This is a genomic window from Polaromonas eurypsychrophila (assembly GCF_014641715.1).
GTDB lineage: Bacteria > Pseudomonadota > Gammaproteobacteria > Burkholderiales > Burkholderiaceae_C > Polaromonas > Polaromonas eurypsychrophila.
Genome location: NZ_BMIG01000006.1, coordinates 230129 through 248463 on the forward strand (window position 1 = coordinate 230129; position 18335 = coordinate 248463).

Sequence of the window (18335 nt, forward strand, 5' to 3'; positions counted from 1 at the left end):
GGTGGAGCGGGCGAGGTGCACTTATGCCCCGCTTCAAATGCAATTTATGCCCCGAGCTGAGGCTGCCTTGTAGGACAGCCTGAAGCAGCCGCGTAGGAAAGGCGTGGGCCCGCGCGGCGAGCAAAAAAAAGCGCCTGCAGCTTTCGCTGCAGGCGCTTCATTTTTGATAGCTGCCTACGCCCGCCCCAAAAAACGGGCAGAGGGCTAAAGCACTTCAGTATCAAATTGTCTCAGGATGCTCTTTTTTGTAGTTGGCAATACCGTCAATGATTTCTTTGCGAGCGGCTTCCGGGCCTTCCCAGCCTTCGATCTTCACCCACTTGCCTTCTTCCAGATCTTTGTAGTGTTCAAAGAAATGCGCAATGGTTTTCAGGCGCAGCGGGTTCATGTCTTCCGGCTTTTGCCAGTGGGTGTAAAGCGAGCACTTTTTGTCGATGGGTACCGCCAGCACCTTGCCATCTTCGCCGGCTTCGTCGGTCATCTTCAGGATGCCGATCACGCGGCAAGTCACCACAACGCCCGGGATCAGCGGTACCGGCGTGATGACCAGCACGTCCACCGGGTCGCCGTCGCCACTCAGCGTCTTCGGCACGTAGCCATAGTTGGTCGGGTAGTGCATGGACGTGCTCATGAAGCGGTCCACAAAAATCGCGCCAGACTCTTTGTCCACCTCATATTTCACAGGGTCTGCATTCATCGGAATTTCGATGATCACATTGAACGAGTCGGGGGCATTTTTGCCGGGGGAAACTTTATCGAGTGACATAGTCGCTTTGGGTTGAGATAGGTAAAAGAAAGAGGGTGTCGTGTAGTCAGTATTTACCCTCATTTTACTGATTCAGACCTGACGCTTCGCCAAGTTGTCACGTTTTAGCGTTAAATTTCCGGGGTTGGCCAATTGTCCCGTTGTGACTGGGGATGAGGAAGCAACGCAAGGCGGTGTGCCTTCGCGGTGCACCGAAATCCTTACGTCATCAATTTAGGAGAACACCATGGTTGGCAACACAGTGCTGATACTCGCGCTAGTTTGCGGGTTCATTGCCGTCGGATACGGTTTTTGGGCACGCAGCTGGATTCTTTCCCAGGACGCAGGCAACGCGCGCATGCAGGAGATTGCAGCCGCGATTCAAACCGGCGCAGGCGCGTACCTGGCGCGTCAATACAAAACCATTGCCATCGTCGGGGTGGTGCTTGCCCTTTTGATTGGCATTTTTCTGGATGTGCCCAGTGCCATCGGCTTTGTGGTCGGCGCGGTGCTGTCCGGCGCCTGCGGCTTCATTGGCATGAATGTGTCGGTACGCGCCAATGTGCGTACTGCGCAGGCAGCCACCAAAGGCATTGGCCCCGCACTGGACATTGCCTTTCGCGGCGGCGCCATCACCGGCATGCTGGTGGTGGGCCTGGGCCTGCTGGGCGTCACGGCGTTCTACTGGTTTCTGGTTGGCAATGGCAACTACACGCCCAACTCCAATCTGGCCAGCCTGCTCAACCCCTTGATCGGGTTTGCCTTCGGTGCCTCCCTGATTTCCATCTTCGCCCGACTGGGCGGCGGTATTTTCACCAAGGGTGCCGACGTAGGCGCCGATCTGGTGGGCAAGGTTGAAGCCGGCATTCCGGAAGACGACCCCCGCAACCCGGCCGTGATTGCCGACAACGTCGGCGACAACGTCGGTGACTGTGCCGGCATGGCCGCTGACCTGTTTGAAACCTACGCCGTCACGCTGATTGCCACCATGGTGCTGGGCGCCCTGCTGGTCACCAGCGCTGGCACCAGTGCGGTGATTTACCCGCTGGCTCTGGGTGCGGTGTCCATCATCGCGTCCATCATCGGCTGCTTCTTCGTCAAGGCCTCGCCCGGCATGACCAACGTGATGCCAGCCCTGTACAAGGGCTTGGCAGTCGCCGGCGGCCTGTCGCTGATTGCGTTTTACTTTGTCACGGTCTGGTTGATGCCCGACAACGCGATCAAGGCCTCAGGCACCCAAATGGCGCTGTTCGGCGCCTGCGCCGTCGGCCTGGTGCTGACTGGCGCGTTGGTCTGGATCACCGAGTACTACACCGGCACGCAGTACGCGCCGGTCAAGCACATTGCCCAGGCCTCGACCACCGGCCACGGCACCAACATCATTGCCGGCCTCGGTGTGTCCATGCGCTCGACCGCCTGGCCGGTGATTTTTGTGTGTATCGCCATTTGGGTGTCGTTCCAGTTGGCGGGCCTGTATGGCATTGCGATTGCCGCAACTTCGATGCTGAGCATGGCCGGCATTGTGGTGGCGCTTGACGCTTACGGCCCCATCACCGACAACGCCGGCGGCATTGCCGAAATGGCCAACATGCCGGACAGCGTGCGCGCCATCACCGACCCGCTCGATGCAGTGGGCAACACCACCAAAGCGGTGACCAAGGGTTACGCGATTGGTTCGGCCGGCCTGGCAGCGCTGGTGCTGTTTGCCGACTACACCCACAAGCTCGAAGCCTATGGCAAGGCCATCAGCTTTGATTTGAGCGACCCCATGGTCATCATTGGCCTGTTCATTGGCGGCCTGATTCCTTACCTGTTTGGTGCCATGGCCATGGAAGCCGTGGGTCGCGCTGCCGGTGCGGTGGTGGTTGAAGTACGGCGTCAGTTCCGCGACATCAAGGGCATCATGGACGGCACCGGAAAGCCGGAATACGACACTTGCGTCGACATGCTGACCAAAGCCGCGATCAAGGAAATGATGATCCCGTCGCTGTTGCCTGTGGTGGTGCCAGTTGTTGTCGGCTTGCTGCTGGGCCCTGCTGCTTTGGGTGGCCTGCTGATGGGCACCATCGTGACCGGCCTGTTTGTGGCGATTTCCATGTGTACCGGTGGCGGTGCCTGGGACAACGCCAAGAAATATATCGAAGACGGCAACCATGGCGGCAAAGGCTCGGAGACCCACAAGGCCGCCGTGACCGGCGACACCGTGGGCGACCCCTACAAGGACACGGCTGGTCCAGCCATCAACCCGCTGATCAAGATCATCAACATCGTGGCGCTGCTGATCGTGCCGCTGATGATGAAGTTCCATGGCGGCCCCGCCAATGCGGCCCCCAGCACACCGGTCACGGCACCCACTGTCATCAGTGCGCCGGCCGGTCCTGTGGCCACACCCGTGGCGCCTGCCATGCCGGCACCCAAGCCCACGCAGGCTGCCGATGCAGCCGCTACGCCTACACCTGCGCCCGCAGCGTCTGGCACGAAATAAACAGAAGTTCTTTTTCGCAAGCCCGGTTCGCCGGGCTTTTTTCATTCCGGGTGGGCGCTAGACTGGCGGCTGAGCTACCCGAGACCTGAGGAAAACATGAACAAAAAAACACCTGAATCGCTGCGCAGTGCACGTTGGTTTGCCCCCGACGATGTGCGCTCTTTCGGGCACCGCTCCCGCGCCATGCAACTGGGCTATGGACCGGAAGACTGGGTCGGCAAGCCGGTGGTTGCGATCATCAACACCTGGAGCGACATCGGCACCTGCCACGGCCATTTCAAGCAGCGCGTCGAAGACGTCAAACGCGGCGTGTTGCAGGCCGGGGGATTTCCGCTGGAGCTGCCGGCCCTGTCGCTGTCGGAGTCGCTGGTCAAACCGACCACCATGCTTTACCGCAACATGCTGGCGATGGAAACCGAAGAGCTGCTGCGCAGCCACCCGATTGACGGCGCGGTGTTAATGGGCGGCTGTGACAAGACCACACCGGGATTGATTCTGGGCGCGCTGAGCGCCGGCCTGCCCTTCATTTACATGCCTGCCGGGCCCATGCTCAGCGGCAACTGGAAGGGTCAGGTGCTGGGTTCGGGCTCTGACACCTGGAAGTACTGGGACGACAGGCGCGCCGGGAAAATCACCACCCAACAGTGGATCGAAGTCGAAGGCAGCATTGCGCGCAGCCACGGCCACTGCATGACCATGGGCACGGCCAGCACCATGACCGGAATTGCCGAGGCCTGCGGTTTCACCCTGCCTGGCGCGTCGTCAATTCCCGCCGTCGACTCCAACCACATTCGCATGGCGGCCGAATGCGGCCGGCGCGTGGTGGGCATGGTCTGGGAAGACCTGACACCGGCCAGCATGCTATCGCGCGCCTCTTTTGAAAACGCCATCACGGTAGCGATGGCCATGGGTTGCTCAACCAACGCCATCATTCACCTGGTGGCGATGTCGCGCCGCGCCGGCGCGCACTGTGCCATCGGGCTGGAAGACTTTGACAAGGCCAGTCGCAAGGTGCCGGTGATTGCCAATATCCGCCCCAGCGGCAGCACCTACCTGATGGAAGACTTTTACTACGCGGGCGGCATGCGGGCGATGATGGGTGTGCTCAAAGACCATCTGCAGCTCGATGCGCTGACGGTAAGCGGCAAGACCCTGGGCGACAACCTGCAAGGCGCCGAGGTTTACAACCACGACGTGATTCGTCCGTTGGATAACCCGATTTACGCAGAAGGTGCGCTGGCCGTGCTGCGCGGCAACCTGGCGCCTGACGGCTGCGTGATCAAGCCCAGCGCCTGCGCACCGCGGTATTTGCAGCACACTGGGCCGGCGCTGGTCTTTGACGACTACCCGAGCATGAAGGCGGCCACCGACGACGAAAATCTCGATGTGACGGCCGACCACATTCTGGTGCTGCGCAACTGCGGCCCGCAAGGGGGCCCCGGCATGCCGGAGTGGGGCATGCTGCCGATTCCCCTGAAGCTGGTCAAACAGGGCGTCAAGGACATGCTGCGTATTTCGGATGCACGCATGAGCGGTACCAGTTACGGCGCCTGTATTTTGCACGTGGCGCCTGAGGCTTACATCGGCGGCAACCTGGCGTTGGTGAAAACCGGCGACATGATCACGGTGGACGTACCGATGCGGCGCATCCACCTTGAAGTCAGCGACGAAGTTCTGGCCGAGCGCCGCGCCGGCTGGTCACCCTTGCCCAAGCGTTTTGAACGCGGCTACGGCTGGATGTTCTCGCGCCACATCATGCAGGCCGACCAGGGCTGTGATTTTGATTTTCTGGAAACCTCGTTTGGCGCGCCAGTCGGCGAGCCCGACATTTACTGACACGAAAGCAACCATGCCCGCCCAGACCGTCCTCGCTGCCACGACGCGCGACAAGCTCAAAAATATCAGCACCGCCACCTTGTGCACCGCACTTTTTAAACGCGGCCTGCGCAACCAGTTCATCCAGGAGGTGCACCCGCTTAACCCATCCCTGCCGAACATGGTGGGGCAAGCCTTCACCTTGCGCTACATCCCGGCGCGCGAAGACCTGAACCCGATCACGGTGTTTCAGGACCCCCAGCATCCGCAACGTGTGGCTGTGGAGCAGTGCCCTAAGGGCGCGGTGCTGGTCATAGACAGCCGCAAGGATGCGCGTGCCGCGTCGGCCGGCTCTATCCTGATCACGCGCCTGATGGTGCGCGGCTGTGCCGGTGTCGTGACCGATGGCGGCTTTCGCGATTCGCCTGAAATTGCAGCCATGCCTTTCCCGGTGTATCACCACCGGCCCTCGGCCCCCACCAACCTGACCCTGCACCAGGCGCTGGACATCAACATGCCGATTGGCTGCGGCGATGTGGCGGTGTTCCCCGGCGATGTGGTGGTGGGAGACCGCGAGGGTGTGGTGGTGATTCCGGCGCATCTGGCCGACGAAATCGCCAGCGAAGCGGTGGAAATGACGGCCTTCGAAGACTTCGTGACCGAAGAGGTGCTCAAGGGGCGTGCCATCATTGGCCTGTACCCGCCGACCGAGCAGCAGTCAAAGGATGACTTCGCCGCCTGGCGTCTGACCAGGGGGCGTTGATCGCGCCAAGCCAGCTTATTGCGGCTTGATGCCCGCAGTTTTGATCACCCGGGTCCAGGTGTCGAGTTCCGACTTCACAAACGCGGTGTAGGGCTTGACGCCCTGCGGCGGAATGATGAAACCGATGGAGCCCATGCGCTGCTTGACGGCGTCCGACTGCATGGCCTGTGCGATGGCTACTTCCAGCTTGTCGACAATCGCCTGCGGTGTGCCTTTGGCCACCGACATGCCCGACCACGACAAGGCTTCAAAGCCCTTGTAACCGGATTCGGCTATGGTCGGCACGTCAGGGTACAGCGGGTTGCGCTGCGTGCTGGTGACAGCCAGCGCGCGCAGCTTGCCGGCCCGCACATGAGGTAATGCGGTGTCCTGGTTGATGAACATCATCGGGATCGTGCCGCCCAGGGCATCGGTCATCATGGGGCCACCGCCACGGTACGGTATGCCCGTCATGAAGATACCGGTGGTCTGCTTGAACAGTTCCATCGCCATATGACCCGATGCCGCATGCGTGTAGCCATAGTCCAGCTTGCCCGGATTGGCTTTGGCATAAGCCACCACGTCCCTGACGGTTTTGTAGGGTGTGGAGGGGTGGACCACCAGCACGTTGGGTCCCGAGTGGATTTGCGAGAGGTGGACAAAGTCTGTCATCGAGTTGTATTTGAGGTTGGAGTCCAGGCCGTGCGCCACCGCATTCTGGCCGACACCGGTCTGGATCAGGGTATAGCCGTCGGCGGGCAGTTTGACAGCGCGCTCTGTGCCTATGGTGCCGCCCGCACCACCGATGTTTTCGATGACGAAAGGCTGCTTGAGGTTTTTCGTCAATTCGTCGGCCAGCATGCGGGCCATCACGTCGCTGGTGCCGCCCGGAGGAAACGGCACGATGATCTTGACCGGCTTGTTGGGGTAGTCCGCCTGGGCATGGGCGGCCATGGGCAGGGCGGCGCCCAGCGCTGTCATGGCGGCAAGGCAAACCAGCTTGCGTCGAATCATGTCTTGTCTCCTGGGGTGGGTGTTTGGCGCGGAACGTAGTGAAGCTGTATTAGCCGGGAAATACCCCAACCCGTCAATCCAGTTTTACGCGGCCCCGCCTTGTGGCCCAAGCTGCAAAACCGCGTTCAGCGCCCCCCGTCCCCGGAATCGGCATGGGCATGTGTGACGGCCCGCACCAACTGGCTGGCGGGTAACACCAGATCGTTCAGCGCGGCCACCTTATCCTGCTCGATGTATTCGAGAATCAATTCGTTGATACCACCGACGATGGCCATGGCCATGCCCGCCGAGAGCGGCGGTTCGCGCCGGGCGCTGCCCTGCCCCCTATTGATGACGCCCAGCATGAAGCCAGCGATTTCCAGGTTCACCCGCCGGCGTGCCGCCAGGCCTTGCGCGCCCAGGCCGAGGATTTCAATGAACAGGGTTCGCATCAGCACCGGGTTCTGCATCATGCAACCCAGGTAGGCCGCCAGGGCACGCTCGATCTGCGTCTGCCATTCATGCGCCGGGTCAATCGCCTCGCCGAGCATCTTCAGCGCGTTGTGGCTGGCGGCCTCGTACAGGGCAATCAGGCAATCGGCCTTGGTGGCAAAACATTCATAAAACGTGCGCTTGGACACACCCGCTTCTCGCACGATGTCAGCCACCGTGGTGTCGGCATAACCTTTAGCTGCAACGCTGTGCGCCATGCCCTCCAGCAAGCGCGGTCTGTAGGCATTGGCCGACTCAATGGTGGCAGAGGAAATAGCGTGGGAGTTCATTGGTTTGACAGGCGCTTTCGGGCGTCGGTTTCATTTGGTACTTGACAGTACCACAAAGTCAACCTACAGTCAGCCCAATGGTACCCGTTGGTACCAAACTGTTTAAGCGGAAACCCCATGACTGAACTTGTTGTACGTCGCCTGTTGATTGATCTTGAAACACCCCTGCCTCGCCACTGGTGCGGTGGGGATGCGTTTCAAACCGCCTTCTTTAATGCGCTGTCCATGAGCTTTCCGGTCGGGGAGCAGTTTTTTATCGACGCGGTGCGCAACGGGCTCAAGGCCCTGCCGGTCAAACACCAGGACGCCTACCGGACGGAAGTCCAGGGTTTCATTGGCCAGGAAGCGACCCATCGCCGGATTCACAGCCTGTTCAACGGGCACCTCGAAAAGCAGGGCCTAGTCAACGACTGGGCGCCGCGCGCCGAGCGCAACATGAAGTTGCTCGCCGGCACCAACCCGCTACACGCGCTGGCGATCACCGCCGCCAATGAACACTTCACCGCAATTTTTGCCGAATGGCTGTTGCATAACCATGACGTACTCAATGGCTGCGAGCCGCGCCTGAAAACCATGTGGCTGTGGCACAGCGCCGAAGAGTCCGAACACAAGAACACTGCCTTCGACGTGTATGCCGCTCTGGGCGGCAGCCATGAATGGCGCATCAAGTGGTTTCGCCGCATCACCTTCGTCTTCTTGACCGACACACTGCGCCAAACCGCCAACAACCTATACCACGATGGCACCTTGTGGAAGTGGCGCACCTGGACCAGCGCCGCCCGCTACCTGTTTGGCCAGCGCGGCCTGATCCGCCAGACCTTTAAACCCTGGCGCGAATACCTTCGCGCGGACTTTCATCCCAACCAGCAGGCGAGCGATCTGTCGGCAAGTTGGCTGCGCGACAACGCACCGGCCTACACCACCGTGGGTCAAGCGGCCTGAGCGGGCTGGCGCGGGGGCGACAGGGTTGCCCTCAATTGCTATTTTTTGATAGCAGACTTTCCTTGCGCTGTAATTGCAAACTGCCGATTTTTCTCCCGATGCAACGTCTTGCGGCAGGCGTTGCAAACTGTCTCCAGAGGGCTAAACTGGCCGCTCAAAACAAGGAGGCAACATGACACCTCTTCGCCCAAGCCTGCGCGGCCTGGCCTTTTGCATGGCTTTGGTCGTGCCACTGCTGGCCACCGCCCGCGAGTTGCCACGTACCAGCCCGGAACGGGTTGACCTGTCCTCGCAGCGGCTGGAGATGATCACCGAAACCCTCAAGGCCGATGTGGCAGCCAACAAGATACCAGGTGCCGTGTTGCTGGTGGCGCGCCGCGGCAAGGTGGCGTATTTCGACAGCGTCGGCAAGCTGGACGTCACCTCCCCTGCCCCCATGACCAAGGATGCGATTTTCCGCATCTACTCCATGAGCAAGCCCATCACGACAGTGGCGGCGATGATGCTGGTCGAAGATGGCAGGCTCAAGCTTGAAGACCCAATTTCCCTGTACCTTCCCGAGTTCGCGAAGATGACAGTCGGTGTGGAGAAACCCGACGCCAGCGGCACGCCCACCCTGGACATCGTGCCGGCCCGCCGCGCAATCACCGTGCATGATTTGATGCGCCATACCTCGGGCATCACCTATGGTTTCTTCGGGCCGGGGCTGGTCAAGAAGGCCTATATCGACGCCAACATCAGCGCGGGCGACCCCGACAACAACGAGTTTTCCCAGCGCATCGCCAAGCTGCCGCTGGCCTACCAGCCTGGGACCACCTGGGACTACAGCTACTCCACCGACATTCTCGGGCGCGTGGTGGAAGTGGTCTCCGGCAAGTCGCTGTTTGCTTTTGAGAAAGAGCGTCTGCTGGACCCGCTGGGCATGGCAGACACCAGCTTTTACGTGACTGATGCCGAACGGCAAAAGCGGTTGGCCGAACCCCTGGCCAATGACCGTAATTTCGGTGTCGGTTCCGACATCAGCAACCCGCGTATTGCCAGAAAACTTGAATCCGGCGGGGGCGGCATGGTGTCCACCGCCAACGACTACGCGCAGTTTCTGCAAATGTTGCTCAACGGCGGCACGCTGGACGGCAAACGCTACCTGGGGCCCAGCACCTTGCGCCTGATGACGGCCGACCACGCCAATGCGGGCGCGGGCGTTGTACCCGGCCCGCTTTACCTGCCCGGTGCGGGGTATGGTTTTGGCCTTGGTTTTGCGGTGCGGCGCGCCACGGGCGAGGCCGCCTACCCCAGCGAGGCCGGCGAGTACAACTGGGGAGGCGCCGGCGGCACCTATATGTGGGTCGATCCAAAATCGGAAATGTTTGTGATCTTCATGATGCAGTCGCCCAAACACCGCAGCCATTACCGCAGCCTGATCCGCAACATGGTCTACGCTGCCGTACTGAAATAGAGCCGGATCACCGGCCCCGACGCAATCTAACCGCCTTGCCAGGGAACGCCGCGCCTTAAAGCAGGCCTTCGGGCACCAAAACCCCGATCGCCCTGTGATAAATGCGCCGGAGCCAGCCAGTCTCTGGCTCTTCAGTGAAAATAATCTCTTTCTCGTCGTCCATCGCCAGCCACTCAATGGTGTCAGTGGTAGCGACCAGCTGCAATCGATAGGCATTCTCAAGCTTGGTGATATTGATGATGCGCAGCATCTCGCGAGCGAGCTGGGGGCTGTCCACCATGATGCCAAGCTCGGTATTTTGTGTGGCAGAACGGGGATCGAGATTAACCGAGCCGATAAACATTTTGCGCCTGTCTATCACCGCGGTTTTGGCATGCAGCCGCCCCAGCGAGCTGCCGAACAGCCCGAGCCGCCTGTTGCGCGTGGTACGCGCCGGACTCAACTCGTACAGGTCGACGCCCGCCTTGAGCAGCCGCACCCGGTAACGGGCGTACCCGCTGTGCACCAGTGGCTCGTCGTTGGCTGCAAACGAATTGGTCAGCAGCGTCAAACCCACACCACGACCGCGCAGCTCCTCAAACGCGGCCATGCCGCGCTCACCGGGCACGAGGTAGGGCGACGTCATCAGCACTTCGCGTTCAGCCCTCAGCAACTGGTCCCAGACGCGCATCGTCACGCTGGTGGCCAACGCCTGCTCAGCCGTCATGGAACGCAGCTTGTATGGCGGGTCGGCGACGGCATTGGCCACACCCCACAAAAAGCCAATGCGCCCCGCATCGAGTTCCTCGCCGATTGGGCCATAACCCAGCACATCGGTGGGCGGCAGGGTGAGCTTGGGCGCCGGACCAGACATGCCGACCCAATCGTCAAAATCGTCCGCCATGATGGCGCGGCTGTTACGCGGTTTGACAATGGCGGCGACCGGATAAACCTCTTCGCTGTTCCAGTAGTCATCAAAAATGCCACTGAGCTCTGCAATCACCTTGCCCACCACGATCGCGTCCATGTCGATGAAATTTGCTGCGCTGTTGAGTGTGAAATATTCATCCGCGATGTTGCGTCCGCCGGCAATGGCCATGACCCCGTCAGCGACAAACAGCTTGTTATGCATGCGGTGGTTAAGGCGCACGATGTCAAAAGCCGAGGCAAGCAATCGGCCGGTCAGCTGCTCGCGGGCGCAGCAGAAGGGATTGAATAGCCGCACTTCCACGTTTGGAGTTGCCGCAAGCGCCAGCAGCAACTGCTCTGTACCGGCTGTGTAGAGATCGTCCACCAGCAACCGGACACGTACTCCGCGCTGCGCTGCCTCCTTGAGCGTGCGGAGCAACAACCGGCCTGCGCCGTCGTTCTGGATGACGTAATACTGCACGTCCAGGCTGTGCTTGGCGCGCCGCGCAAGTTCGAGCCGCGCATCGAGCGAATACACCCCTAGAGGCAAGAGGCGAAAACCCGAGTGCTCTTCGGGTGGCGTGGAGTCGCTAACGACCCTGGCAAGCGGGCTCGTTGCGTCTGGCGGCAGCGACCGGGTCACCTCCATCTGCTTGAACGCAGGCAGGCTGCCGCAAGCCGCAAGAAAGAAAGTCAGGCAGACGAGGACAAAATATCGGCATACACATGCGCCGGGACGCTGGAATAAGATGGGCGTTATCATTTTTTGGCTGACCACATGAAGCTGCTTGTAACGAGGATGATTGGGATAGGGCTGATGATGCTCGCTTTCGCGACTATTGCCCCGGCGCGGGCTGCTCTGGATATTGGTGACACGGTGCCCAAATTCAACTTACCTGCGGCGCTGGCCGGCAAAACGTTTACTTATTCGCTGGCCAACGCACTGACCAAAGGGCCGGTGGTGGTTTATTTTTTTCCAGCTGCCTTTTCCACGGGCTGTTCGATTGAGGCGCACGCTTTTGCCGAAGCGATTGAGCAGTTTGCAGCGTTGGGTGCGACCGTTATCGGCATCTCCACCGACGACCTCGACACCTTGTCCAGGTTTTCGAGCCAGTCCTGTCAGGGCAAGTTCCCGGTCGCTTCGGACGAAACGCGGGCCATCAGCAAGTCATTCGACGCCCTGATGCAAACCCGACCAGAGTACGCCAACCGCATTTCCTATGTGATTGCGCCCAACGGCTCGGTTGCGTACTATTACCAAAGCCTGAACCCGTTCAAGCATGTCGAAAAAATGCTCGCAGCTGTCAAGGACCTTCCGCAAAATCGCGACAGAAAATAGCTGCTGCCGAACAAGGGCCAAACGGCTGCACCGCGACAGACTCGCAGTCTGCCTATGATCTCTGGGTGCCTTTCTAGCGACAATAAAACCATGCAACTCAATTACATCGCCAATGCCCCGGTTCGCTCCTTGTCGGGCAAAACCATTCCCGTGGTGGACCCGTCCGACGGCCAGGTCTTTGACGAGATCCAGCGCAGCAACGCGCTGGACATCGACCACGCGGTTCAGGCCGCCCATGACTGCCTGGACAACGTCTGGCACAAGGTCAGCGCGGCAGAGCGCGGACGGCTGCTGATGGCGCTGTCGCGCAAGATCGCTGAGAACGCCGACGAATTGGCGGCCATCGAGCAGCGCGATTGCGGCAAACCGACCAAGCAGGCCAAGGCTGACGCCGCGGCGCTGGTGCGCTACTTCGAGTTTTACGCGGGCGCCTGCGACAAGCTCCACGGCGAAACCCTGCCCTACCTCGACGGCTACAGCGTGATGACCTGGCGCGAGCCGCACGGCGTGACCGGCCACATCATCCCGTGGAATTACCCGATGCAGATTTTCGGCCGCAGCGTAGGCGGCGCGCTGGCGGCCGGCAATGTGTGTGTGGTCAAACCGGCCGAAGACGCCTGCCTGTCCTTGCTACGGGTGGCGCAACTGGCGGCTGAGGCGGGTTTTCCTGCGGGCGCGATCAACATCGTCACCGGCTACGGCCATGAAGTAGGCGACGCGCTGGCCCGCCACAAAGGCATCCACCACATCAGTTTTACCGGCAGTCCGACCGTGGGCACGCTGATCCAGCAGGTGGCGGCCGAACGCCACTGCCCTGTCACGCTGGAGCTGGGCGGCAAAAGCCCGCAGATTGTTTTTGCCGATGCCGATCTGGACGCCGCCATCCCGGCCATCATCAACGCCATCGTGCAGAACGCCGGCCAGACCTGCTCGGCCGGCTCGCGCCTGCTGGTCGACGATGCCATTTACGAGCCGGTGCTGGCGCGCCTGGGCAAGGCCTTCGAGAAGTTGCGCGTCGGCCCGGCCACGATGGACCTGGACGTGGGCCCACTGATCCGCCAGACCCAGCAGCAGCGCGTCTGGGATTTTCTCAGCGATGCGCAGGTTGCGGGCATCCCCATGGTGGCGCAGGGCCAGATCGTCGATGAGGCGCCCGACACCGGCTTTTACCAGGTACCCACCCTGCTGCGCGACGTGCCGGTGATGCACCGTCTGGCGCAGGAAGAGGTCTTCGGCCCGGTGCTTTGCGCCATGAGCTTCCGGGACGAAGACCACGCAGTCGAACTCGCCAACGCCACGCAATTCGGCCTGGTGGCAGGCATCTGGACGCAGGACGGCGGGCGCCAGTTCCGCATGGCCAAACGCGTCAAAAGTGGCCAGGTTTTCATCAACAACTACGGCGCCGGTGGCGGCGTGGAGTTGCCGTTTGGCGGCGTCAAGTCTTCGGGCTACGGGCGGGAAAAAGGTTTTGAAGCGTTGTACGGCTTCACCTCGCTGAAAACCGTGGCAATCAAACACGGCTGAAGCCGTTTTCCATTTTTTCAAGCAAAAAAGACTGCAGCCCTTTCCCGGCATGGGCTGGCAGCTACACATTTAATAGCATTCAAGGAAACACCATGCGCGTGAGCAATAAATCCATCATCGTCACCGGCGCCGGCGGCGGCATTGGCGAGGGCATTGCCAGGCGGCTGGCCGCAGAAGGCGCGAAGGTCATCGTCAACGACATCAACAGCGCGCTGGGCGAAAAAGTCGTGGCCGACATCATGGCCGCGGGCGGTACCGCCTCGTTTTTCAAGGCTGACGTGACAAAAACCGCCGAGATGAAAGCGCTGGTGGATACCGCGGTGCAGCGCCACGGCAAACTCGACGTGATGGTCAACAACGCTGGCTGGACACATCTAAACCAGCCCGCGCTGGAGACCACCGAGGAAGAATTCGACCGCTGCTACGCGATCAACGTCAAAAGTATTTACCTCTCGACCCTCCACGCGGTGCCGGTGTTCCGGGCAGGTGGCGGCGGCAGTTTCATCAACATTGCCTCCACTGCCGGCGTGCGGCCGCGACCGGGCCTCTCCTGGTACAACGGCTCCAAGGGCGCGGTGATCACGACCTCAAAGTCACTGGCAGCAGAATTCGGCCCCGACAACATCCGCGTCAATTGCATCAACCCGGTGTTCAACCCCGATACCGCGCTGTCCACCCAGTTTGCCGGCGGCAGCGTCACCGGGCCCGACGGCGAGGCACGCCGCGCCAAGTTCCTCACCAGCATCCCGCTGGGCCGTTTTTCGACCGCGCTGGACGTGGCCAATGCCGCGCTCTACCTGGCCAGTGATGAGGCCGCGTTCATCAGCGGGGTGTGTATCGAGGTGGATGGTGGCCGCTGCGTCTGATCACCTTACAACGGCGAGCGCGGCATAGGGGATTTCGGTTTGTGACAGACTGAATCGATTTGGGGACAAAGCATGCTTGTACAACTTACTTACGCCAGCCGTACCGCAGGCATTCTCGGTGCGATCGATGTCAAGGATATTCTCACCGCGTCAAAGCGGAATAACGCACTCGTGGGCGTGACGGGTGCCCTGTGCCTGAGCAATGGCATTTTCCTGCAGCAGCTCGAAGGAGACAAAACAGAGGTGAACGCGCTGTACCACCGTTTGCTGCGGGATGAACGGCATCGCGATCCCGCCATTCTGGATTTCTCCGAGATCACTCAACGTCGGTTTGGGAGCTGGTCGATGGGACTGTTGTCCACGCTTGAGGAAAACCGTCAACTCTTCCAGAAATATTCGGTCACCCGTGACTTTGATCCCTATGCCATGAGCATTCCTTCGCTGCGCGCCTTTTTCAGCGAGGTGGTGGATAACGTGCGCTGGCTCGGCTGAGTGTCCTTGCCGCCCACCCATGTGTTGGCGGGACGGGTACCGGGCTATAGTCGTAGCGGGCCAAAGACTTGAATTGCTCTCCTTCGCCTTCTGAACATGACTGAAAAAATCATTCCTATCGCCGACATGCGCTACGCCGCGCGCGTGCCGCATGTGCCTGCGCAATTGCAGGCACCGACCGGGTTGCTGGCTGACACGCTGGCCCGGCCGCTGCACGACCTGCGCATCAGCGTGACCGACCGCTGCAACTTCCGCTGCAGCTACTGCATGCCGAGCGAGGTGTTCAACAAGGACTATGCGTTTTTGCCGCAAACCTCCTTGTTGAGTTTTGAAGAAATCACGCGGCTGACGAAAATTTTTGTCGCGCATGGTGTCGAAAAAATCCGCCTGACCGGTGGCGAGCCGCTGCTGCGCAAGCACCTGGAGGTGCTGATAGAGATGCTGGCGAAGATCCAGACGCCAAGTGGCCAACCGCTGGACATCACCCTGACCACCAATGCCTCGCTGCTGGCCAAGAAAGCCCAGGCGCTGAAAAACGCGGGCCTGCAGCGTGTCACGGTGAGCCTGGACGGGCTCAACGACGCCGTCTTCCGCCGCATGAACGATGTGGACTTCCCGGTGGCCGACGTGCTGCGCGGCATCGAGGTCGCGCACAAGGTTGGCCTGGCACCGATCAAGGTCAACATGGTGGTCAAGCGCGGCACCAACGACGCCGAGATCCTGCCCATGGCGAGGCACTTCCGCAACTCGGGGGTGGTACTGCGCTTTATCGAATACATGGACGTTGGCGCCACCAACGGCTGGCGCATGGACGAGGTGCTGCCTTCAGCCCAGGTAATAGCCCGTCTGCAGACCGAATTTCCGCTGCAAGCGATTGATGCCAACTACCTCGGCGAGACTGCTGAACGCTGGCGCTACGAGGACGGCGCCGGTGAAGTCGGCGTGATCAGCAGCGTCACCAACGCCTTTTGCGGCGACTGCAACCGCGCCAGACTCTCGACCGAAGGCAAGCTCTTCCTCTGCCTGTTCGCCAGCCAGGGCCATGACCTGCGCGCCCTGCTGCGCAGCGGCAACTATTCGGACGAGCAGATTTCTGCCGCCGTGGCCCACATCTGGCAGCGGCGCGACGACCGTTATTCGGAGCTGCGCGCGGCACTGCCGCCGGATATCGGCATGTCCGACAGCCACGCAAAACGTGTTGAGATGAGTTACATAGGCGGCTAGGCCCGATAAATAAATGATTGACACCATAGACGGCGCAGAAATCACCGGTGTGATCCTCGCGGGCGGGCGCGGGACACGCATGGGTGGCGCCGACAAGGGCTTGCAGAATTTCAACGGTGTGCCGCTTGCGCTACACACGCTGTTGCGCCTGTCGCCGCAAGTCGGCGAAGTCATGATAAATGCCAACCGCAACCTGGCCGCCTACGAATCCTTTGGAGTTCCAGTGTGGCCCGACGCCGGCGGTCTGGGTGAATTCTCGGGTCCGCTGGCCGGTTTCATCACCGGGCTGGAGCGCTGCGAAACGCCCTATATGCTGACCGTGCCCTGCGACACACCCCTGTTCTGCGAAGAGCTGGTACCCCGCCTTGCCGAAGCGCTGGCGCGCGAAAACGCCGACTTCGCCGTGGTAGCCGCCCCCGAGGAAGACGGGCAGTTGCGCGCCCAGCCGGTGTTCTGCCTGATGCGTGCCGGCATGCTTGAGAGCCTGGCGGTTTTCACCGCCGGCGGTGGCCGGAAAATTGACGCCTGGACCGCGCAGCACAAAACCGTGCTGGTGCCTTTCAACCAGCCTGGCGACGACCCGCGCGCTTTTTTCAACGCGAACACGCTGGCCGAACTGCACCAGCTCGAGGCCTTGCGGCCGTGAAGACCATAGAACAGATCGCGGCCGAACTGCAGGGCTACGATCCGCAGGCCCTGCCGGCCGCCGACGTGGCGCGTTTTCTCTCGCTGCTGGTCACGCCCGTGACCGACCGCCTTGAGCTTCCCCTCTTTGAAGCGCTGGGCCGGGTGCTGGCGGAGGACGTGGTCTCGCCTTTCAATGTGCCACCGCACGACAACTCGGCCATGGACGGTTATGCCTTTGCTGGCGCGGCTCTGGCTGAGGGCGGTGAACTGCAATTGAAGGTGGTTGGCACGGCGCTGGCCGGCAAGGCCTGGCAAGGCACGGTAGCTGCCGGTGAATGCCTGAAGATCATGACCGGCGCCATCATGCCGGCCGGTCTCGACACCGTGGTGCCGCAAGAATTTGTCAGCGTTCAGGGCGACAGTATCACCGTCCCCGCCAAACTGCTGACGCCCGGCGACAACCGCCGGCTGCGCGGCGAAGACCTGATGCAAGGGCGCGCGGCGCTATCAAAAGGGGAGCTGCTCACACCCGCTCGACTTGGGCTGTTGGCCTCTTTGGGCATGAAAACCGTGCCGGTTTTACGACCGCTGCGGGTGGCCTACTTTTCCACCGGTGACGAAATTCTTTCGCTGGGCGAGTTGCCGCGCGAAGGTGCGGTCTATGACAGCAACCGTTACACCGTTTTCGGCATGCTCAGGCGGCTGGGCTGCGAAGTCATCGACATGGGTGTGGTGCGCGACGAGCCGGTTTTGCTGGAAGCCGCTTTCATCAGCGCTGCCGCGCTGGCCGACGCCATCATCACCTCGGGCGGTGTCAGTGTCGGCGAGGCCGATTACACCAAGGCCATGATGAAAAAACTCGGCGACGTGGCCTTCTGGCGCGTCGCCATGCGTCCCGGCCGACCCATGGCCGTGGGCCGGATTTCCCAAGCCAAATCGGCCTCCAGTCCTTTTCTGGCAAGCGCAGACAGCTATCAAACCAATAGCAATCCCAATGGGGCCATCCTGTTCGGCCTGCCTGGCAACCCGGTCGCGGTGATGGTGACCTTCCTGGCGTTTGTGCGCCCGGCGCTGCTGCAGATGATGGGTTGCAGTGCGCCCCATGCACCGCTGCTGCGGGCGTGCAGCGTGGAAGCGATCCGCAAGAAGCCCGGCCGCACCGAGTACCAGCGCGGCACGGTGAATACGGCGTCTGACGGCTCATTGCAGGTCAGGACCACCGGCAACCAGGGCTCGGGTGTGCTCTCGTCGATGGCCCAAGCGAATGGACTGATCGTGCTGCACCATGGTCAAGGCAATGTGGCGGTAGGCGAAGACGTCGATGTGATGATGTTCGACGGCTGGATGTGACCCCCGCGGTCGCTCGCTGCAAGTAGCTCCGACCCTTCAACAGGACGCGAACGGTCTCCTATACC

Annotated in this window: 16 protein-coding genes; 12 read left to right on the top strand and 4 right to left on the bottom strand. The window is 61.1% G+C overall.

The genetic code is table 11. The features are described 5' to 3' along the window. Positions 1–220: 220 nt before the first annotated feature. Entirely contained in the window at positions 221–766 is a 546-nt protein-coding gene (ppa, locus tag IEX16_RS10720; RefSeq protein WP_188708465.1) for an inorganic diphosphatase, read from the bottom strand. A 226-nt stretch (positions 767–992) separates the two neighbouring features. Here ppa and IEX16_RS10725 point away from each other — a divergent pair, with 226 nt between their 5' ends. From IEX16_RS10725 to IEX16_RS10735, 3 genes are all read left to right on the top strand, one after another. After that, complete coding sequence (locus tag IEX16_RS10725; RefSeq protein WP_188708466.1) at positions 993–3230, top strand: sodium-translocating pyrophosphatase; 2238 nt, start codon at positions 993–995, stop codon at positions 3228–3230. Between the two features lie 96 nt (positions 3231–3326). After that, a complete protein-coding gene (araD, locus tag IEX16_RS10730) occupies positions 3327–5066 on the top strand; it encodes an L-arabinonate dehydratase (protein WP_188708467.1) in 1740 nt (579 codons plus the stop codon). Between the two features lie 13 nt (positions 5067–5079). Beyond that, positions 5080–5808, top strand: a complete 729-nt coding sequence (locus IEX16_RS10735) for a ribonuclease activity regulator RraA (protein WP_188708468.1) — start codon at positions 5080–5082, stop codon at positions 5806–5808. 15 nt (positions 5809–5823) lie between these two features. On the opposite strand, the gene IEX16_RS10740 is transcribed toward IEX16_RS10735, so the two are convergent. Both IEX16_RS10740 and IEX16_RS10745 read right to left on the bottom strand, forming a co-directional pair. Next, on the bottom strand, positions 5824–6801 hold the full coding sequence (locus IEX16_RS10740) for a Bug family tripartite tricarboxylate transporter substrate binding protein (RefSeq protein ID WP_188708469.1): 978 nt from the start codon (positions 6799–6801) through the stop codon (positions 5824–5826). Between the two features lie 125 nt (positions 6802–6926). Further along, entirely contained in the window at positions 6927–7562 is a 636-nt protein-coding gene (locus IEX16_RS10745; protein WP_188708470.1) for a TetR/AcrR family transcriptional regulator, read from the bottom strand. A gap of 117 nt (positions 7563–7679) precedes the next feature. Here IEX16_RS10745 and IEX16_RS10750 point away from each other — a divergent pair, with 117 nt between their 5' ends. Together IEX16_RS10750 and IEX16_RS10755 are read left to right on the top strand one after the other, a co-directional pair. Beyond that, entirely contained in the window at positions 7680–8504 is an 825-nt protein-coding gene (locus IEX16_RS10750; protein ID WP_188708471.1) for a metal-dependent hydrolase, read from the top strand. 172 nt (positions 8505–8676) lie between these two features. Then, a complete protein-coding gene (locus IEX16_RS10755) occupies positions 8677–9960 on the top strand; it encodes a serine hydrolase domain-containing protein (RefSeq protein WP_188708472.1) in 1284 nt (427 codons plus the stop codon). 55 nt (positions 9961–10015) lie between these two features. Here IEX16_RS10755 and IEX16_RS10760 read toward each other — a convergent pair whose 3' ends face one another. Continuing rightward, positions 10016–11497: a phospholipase D family protein gene (locus IEX16_RS10760; protein WP_229676292.1), complete on the bottom strand. Its 1482-nt coding sequence runs from the start codon at positions 11495–11497 to the stop codon at positions 10016–10018. 150 nt (positions 11498–11647) lie between these two features. Here IEX16_RS10760 and IEX16_RS10765 point away from each other — a divergent pair, with 150 nt between their 5' ends. The 7 genes from IEX16_RS10765 (at position 11648) to moeA (ending at position 18270) form a co-directional block, all read left to right on the top strand. Then, positions 11648–12187: a peroxiredoxin gene (locus tag IEX16_RS10765; protein ID WP_229676303.1), complete on the top strand. Its 540-nt coding sequence runs from the start codon at positions 11648–11650 to the stop codon at positions 12185–12187. A gap of 90 nt (positions 12188–12277) precedes the next feature. Then, positions 12278–13711: an aldehyde dehydrogenase family protein gene (locus IEX16_RS10770; protein WP_188708474.1), complete on the top strand. Its 1434-nt coding sequence runs from the start codon at positions 12278–12280 to the stop codon at positions 13709–13711. Between the two features lie 92 nt (positions 13712–13803). Further along, positions 13804–14577 (top strand): SDR family oxidoreductase, encoded by a 774-nt coding sequence (locus IEX16_RS10775; protein ID WP_188708475.1) that lies wholly within the window; start codon positions 13804–13806, stop codon positions 14575–14577. A 72-nt stretch (positions 14578–14649) separates the two neighbouring features. Continuing rightward, positions 14650–15069 (top strand): BLUF domain-containing protein, encoded by a 420-nt coding sequence (locus IEX16_RS10780; protein WP_188708476.1) that lies wholly within the window; start codon positions 14650–14652, stop codon positions 15067–15069. A 96-nt stretch (positions 15070–15165) separates the two neighbouring features. Continuing rightward, entirely contained in the window at positions 15166–16293 is a 1128-nt protein-coding gene (moaA, locus tag IEX16_RS10785; RefSeq protein WP_188708477.1) for a GTP 3',8-cyclase MoaA, read from the top strand. A 13-nt stretch (positions 16294–16306) separates the two neighbouring features. Then, positions 16307–16939 (top strand): molybdenum cofactor guanylyltransferase MobA, encoded by a 633-nt coding sequence (gene mobA, locus IEX16_RS10790; RefSeq protein ID WP_188708478.1) that lies wholly within the window; start codon positions 16307–16309, stop codon positions 16937–16939. Further along, on the top strand, positions 16936–18270 hold the full coding sequence (moeA, locus tag IEX16_RS10795; protein ID WP_188708479.1) for a molybdopterin molybdotransferase MoeA: 1335 nt from the start codon (positions 16936–16938) through the stop codon (positions 18268–18270). The genes mobA and moeA overlap by 4 nt, the downstream gene beginning before the upstream one ends. The last annotated feature ends 65 nt before the right edge of the window (positions 18271–18335 follow it).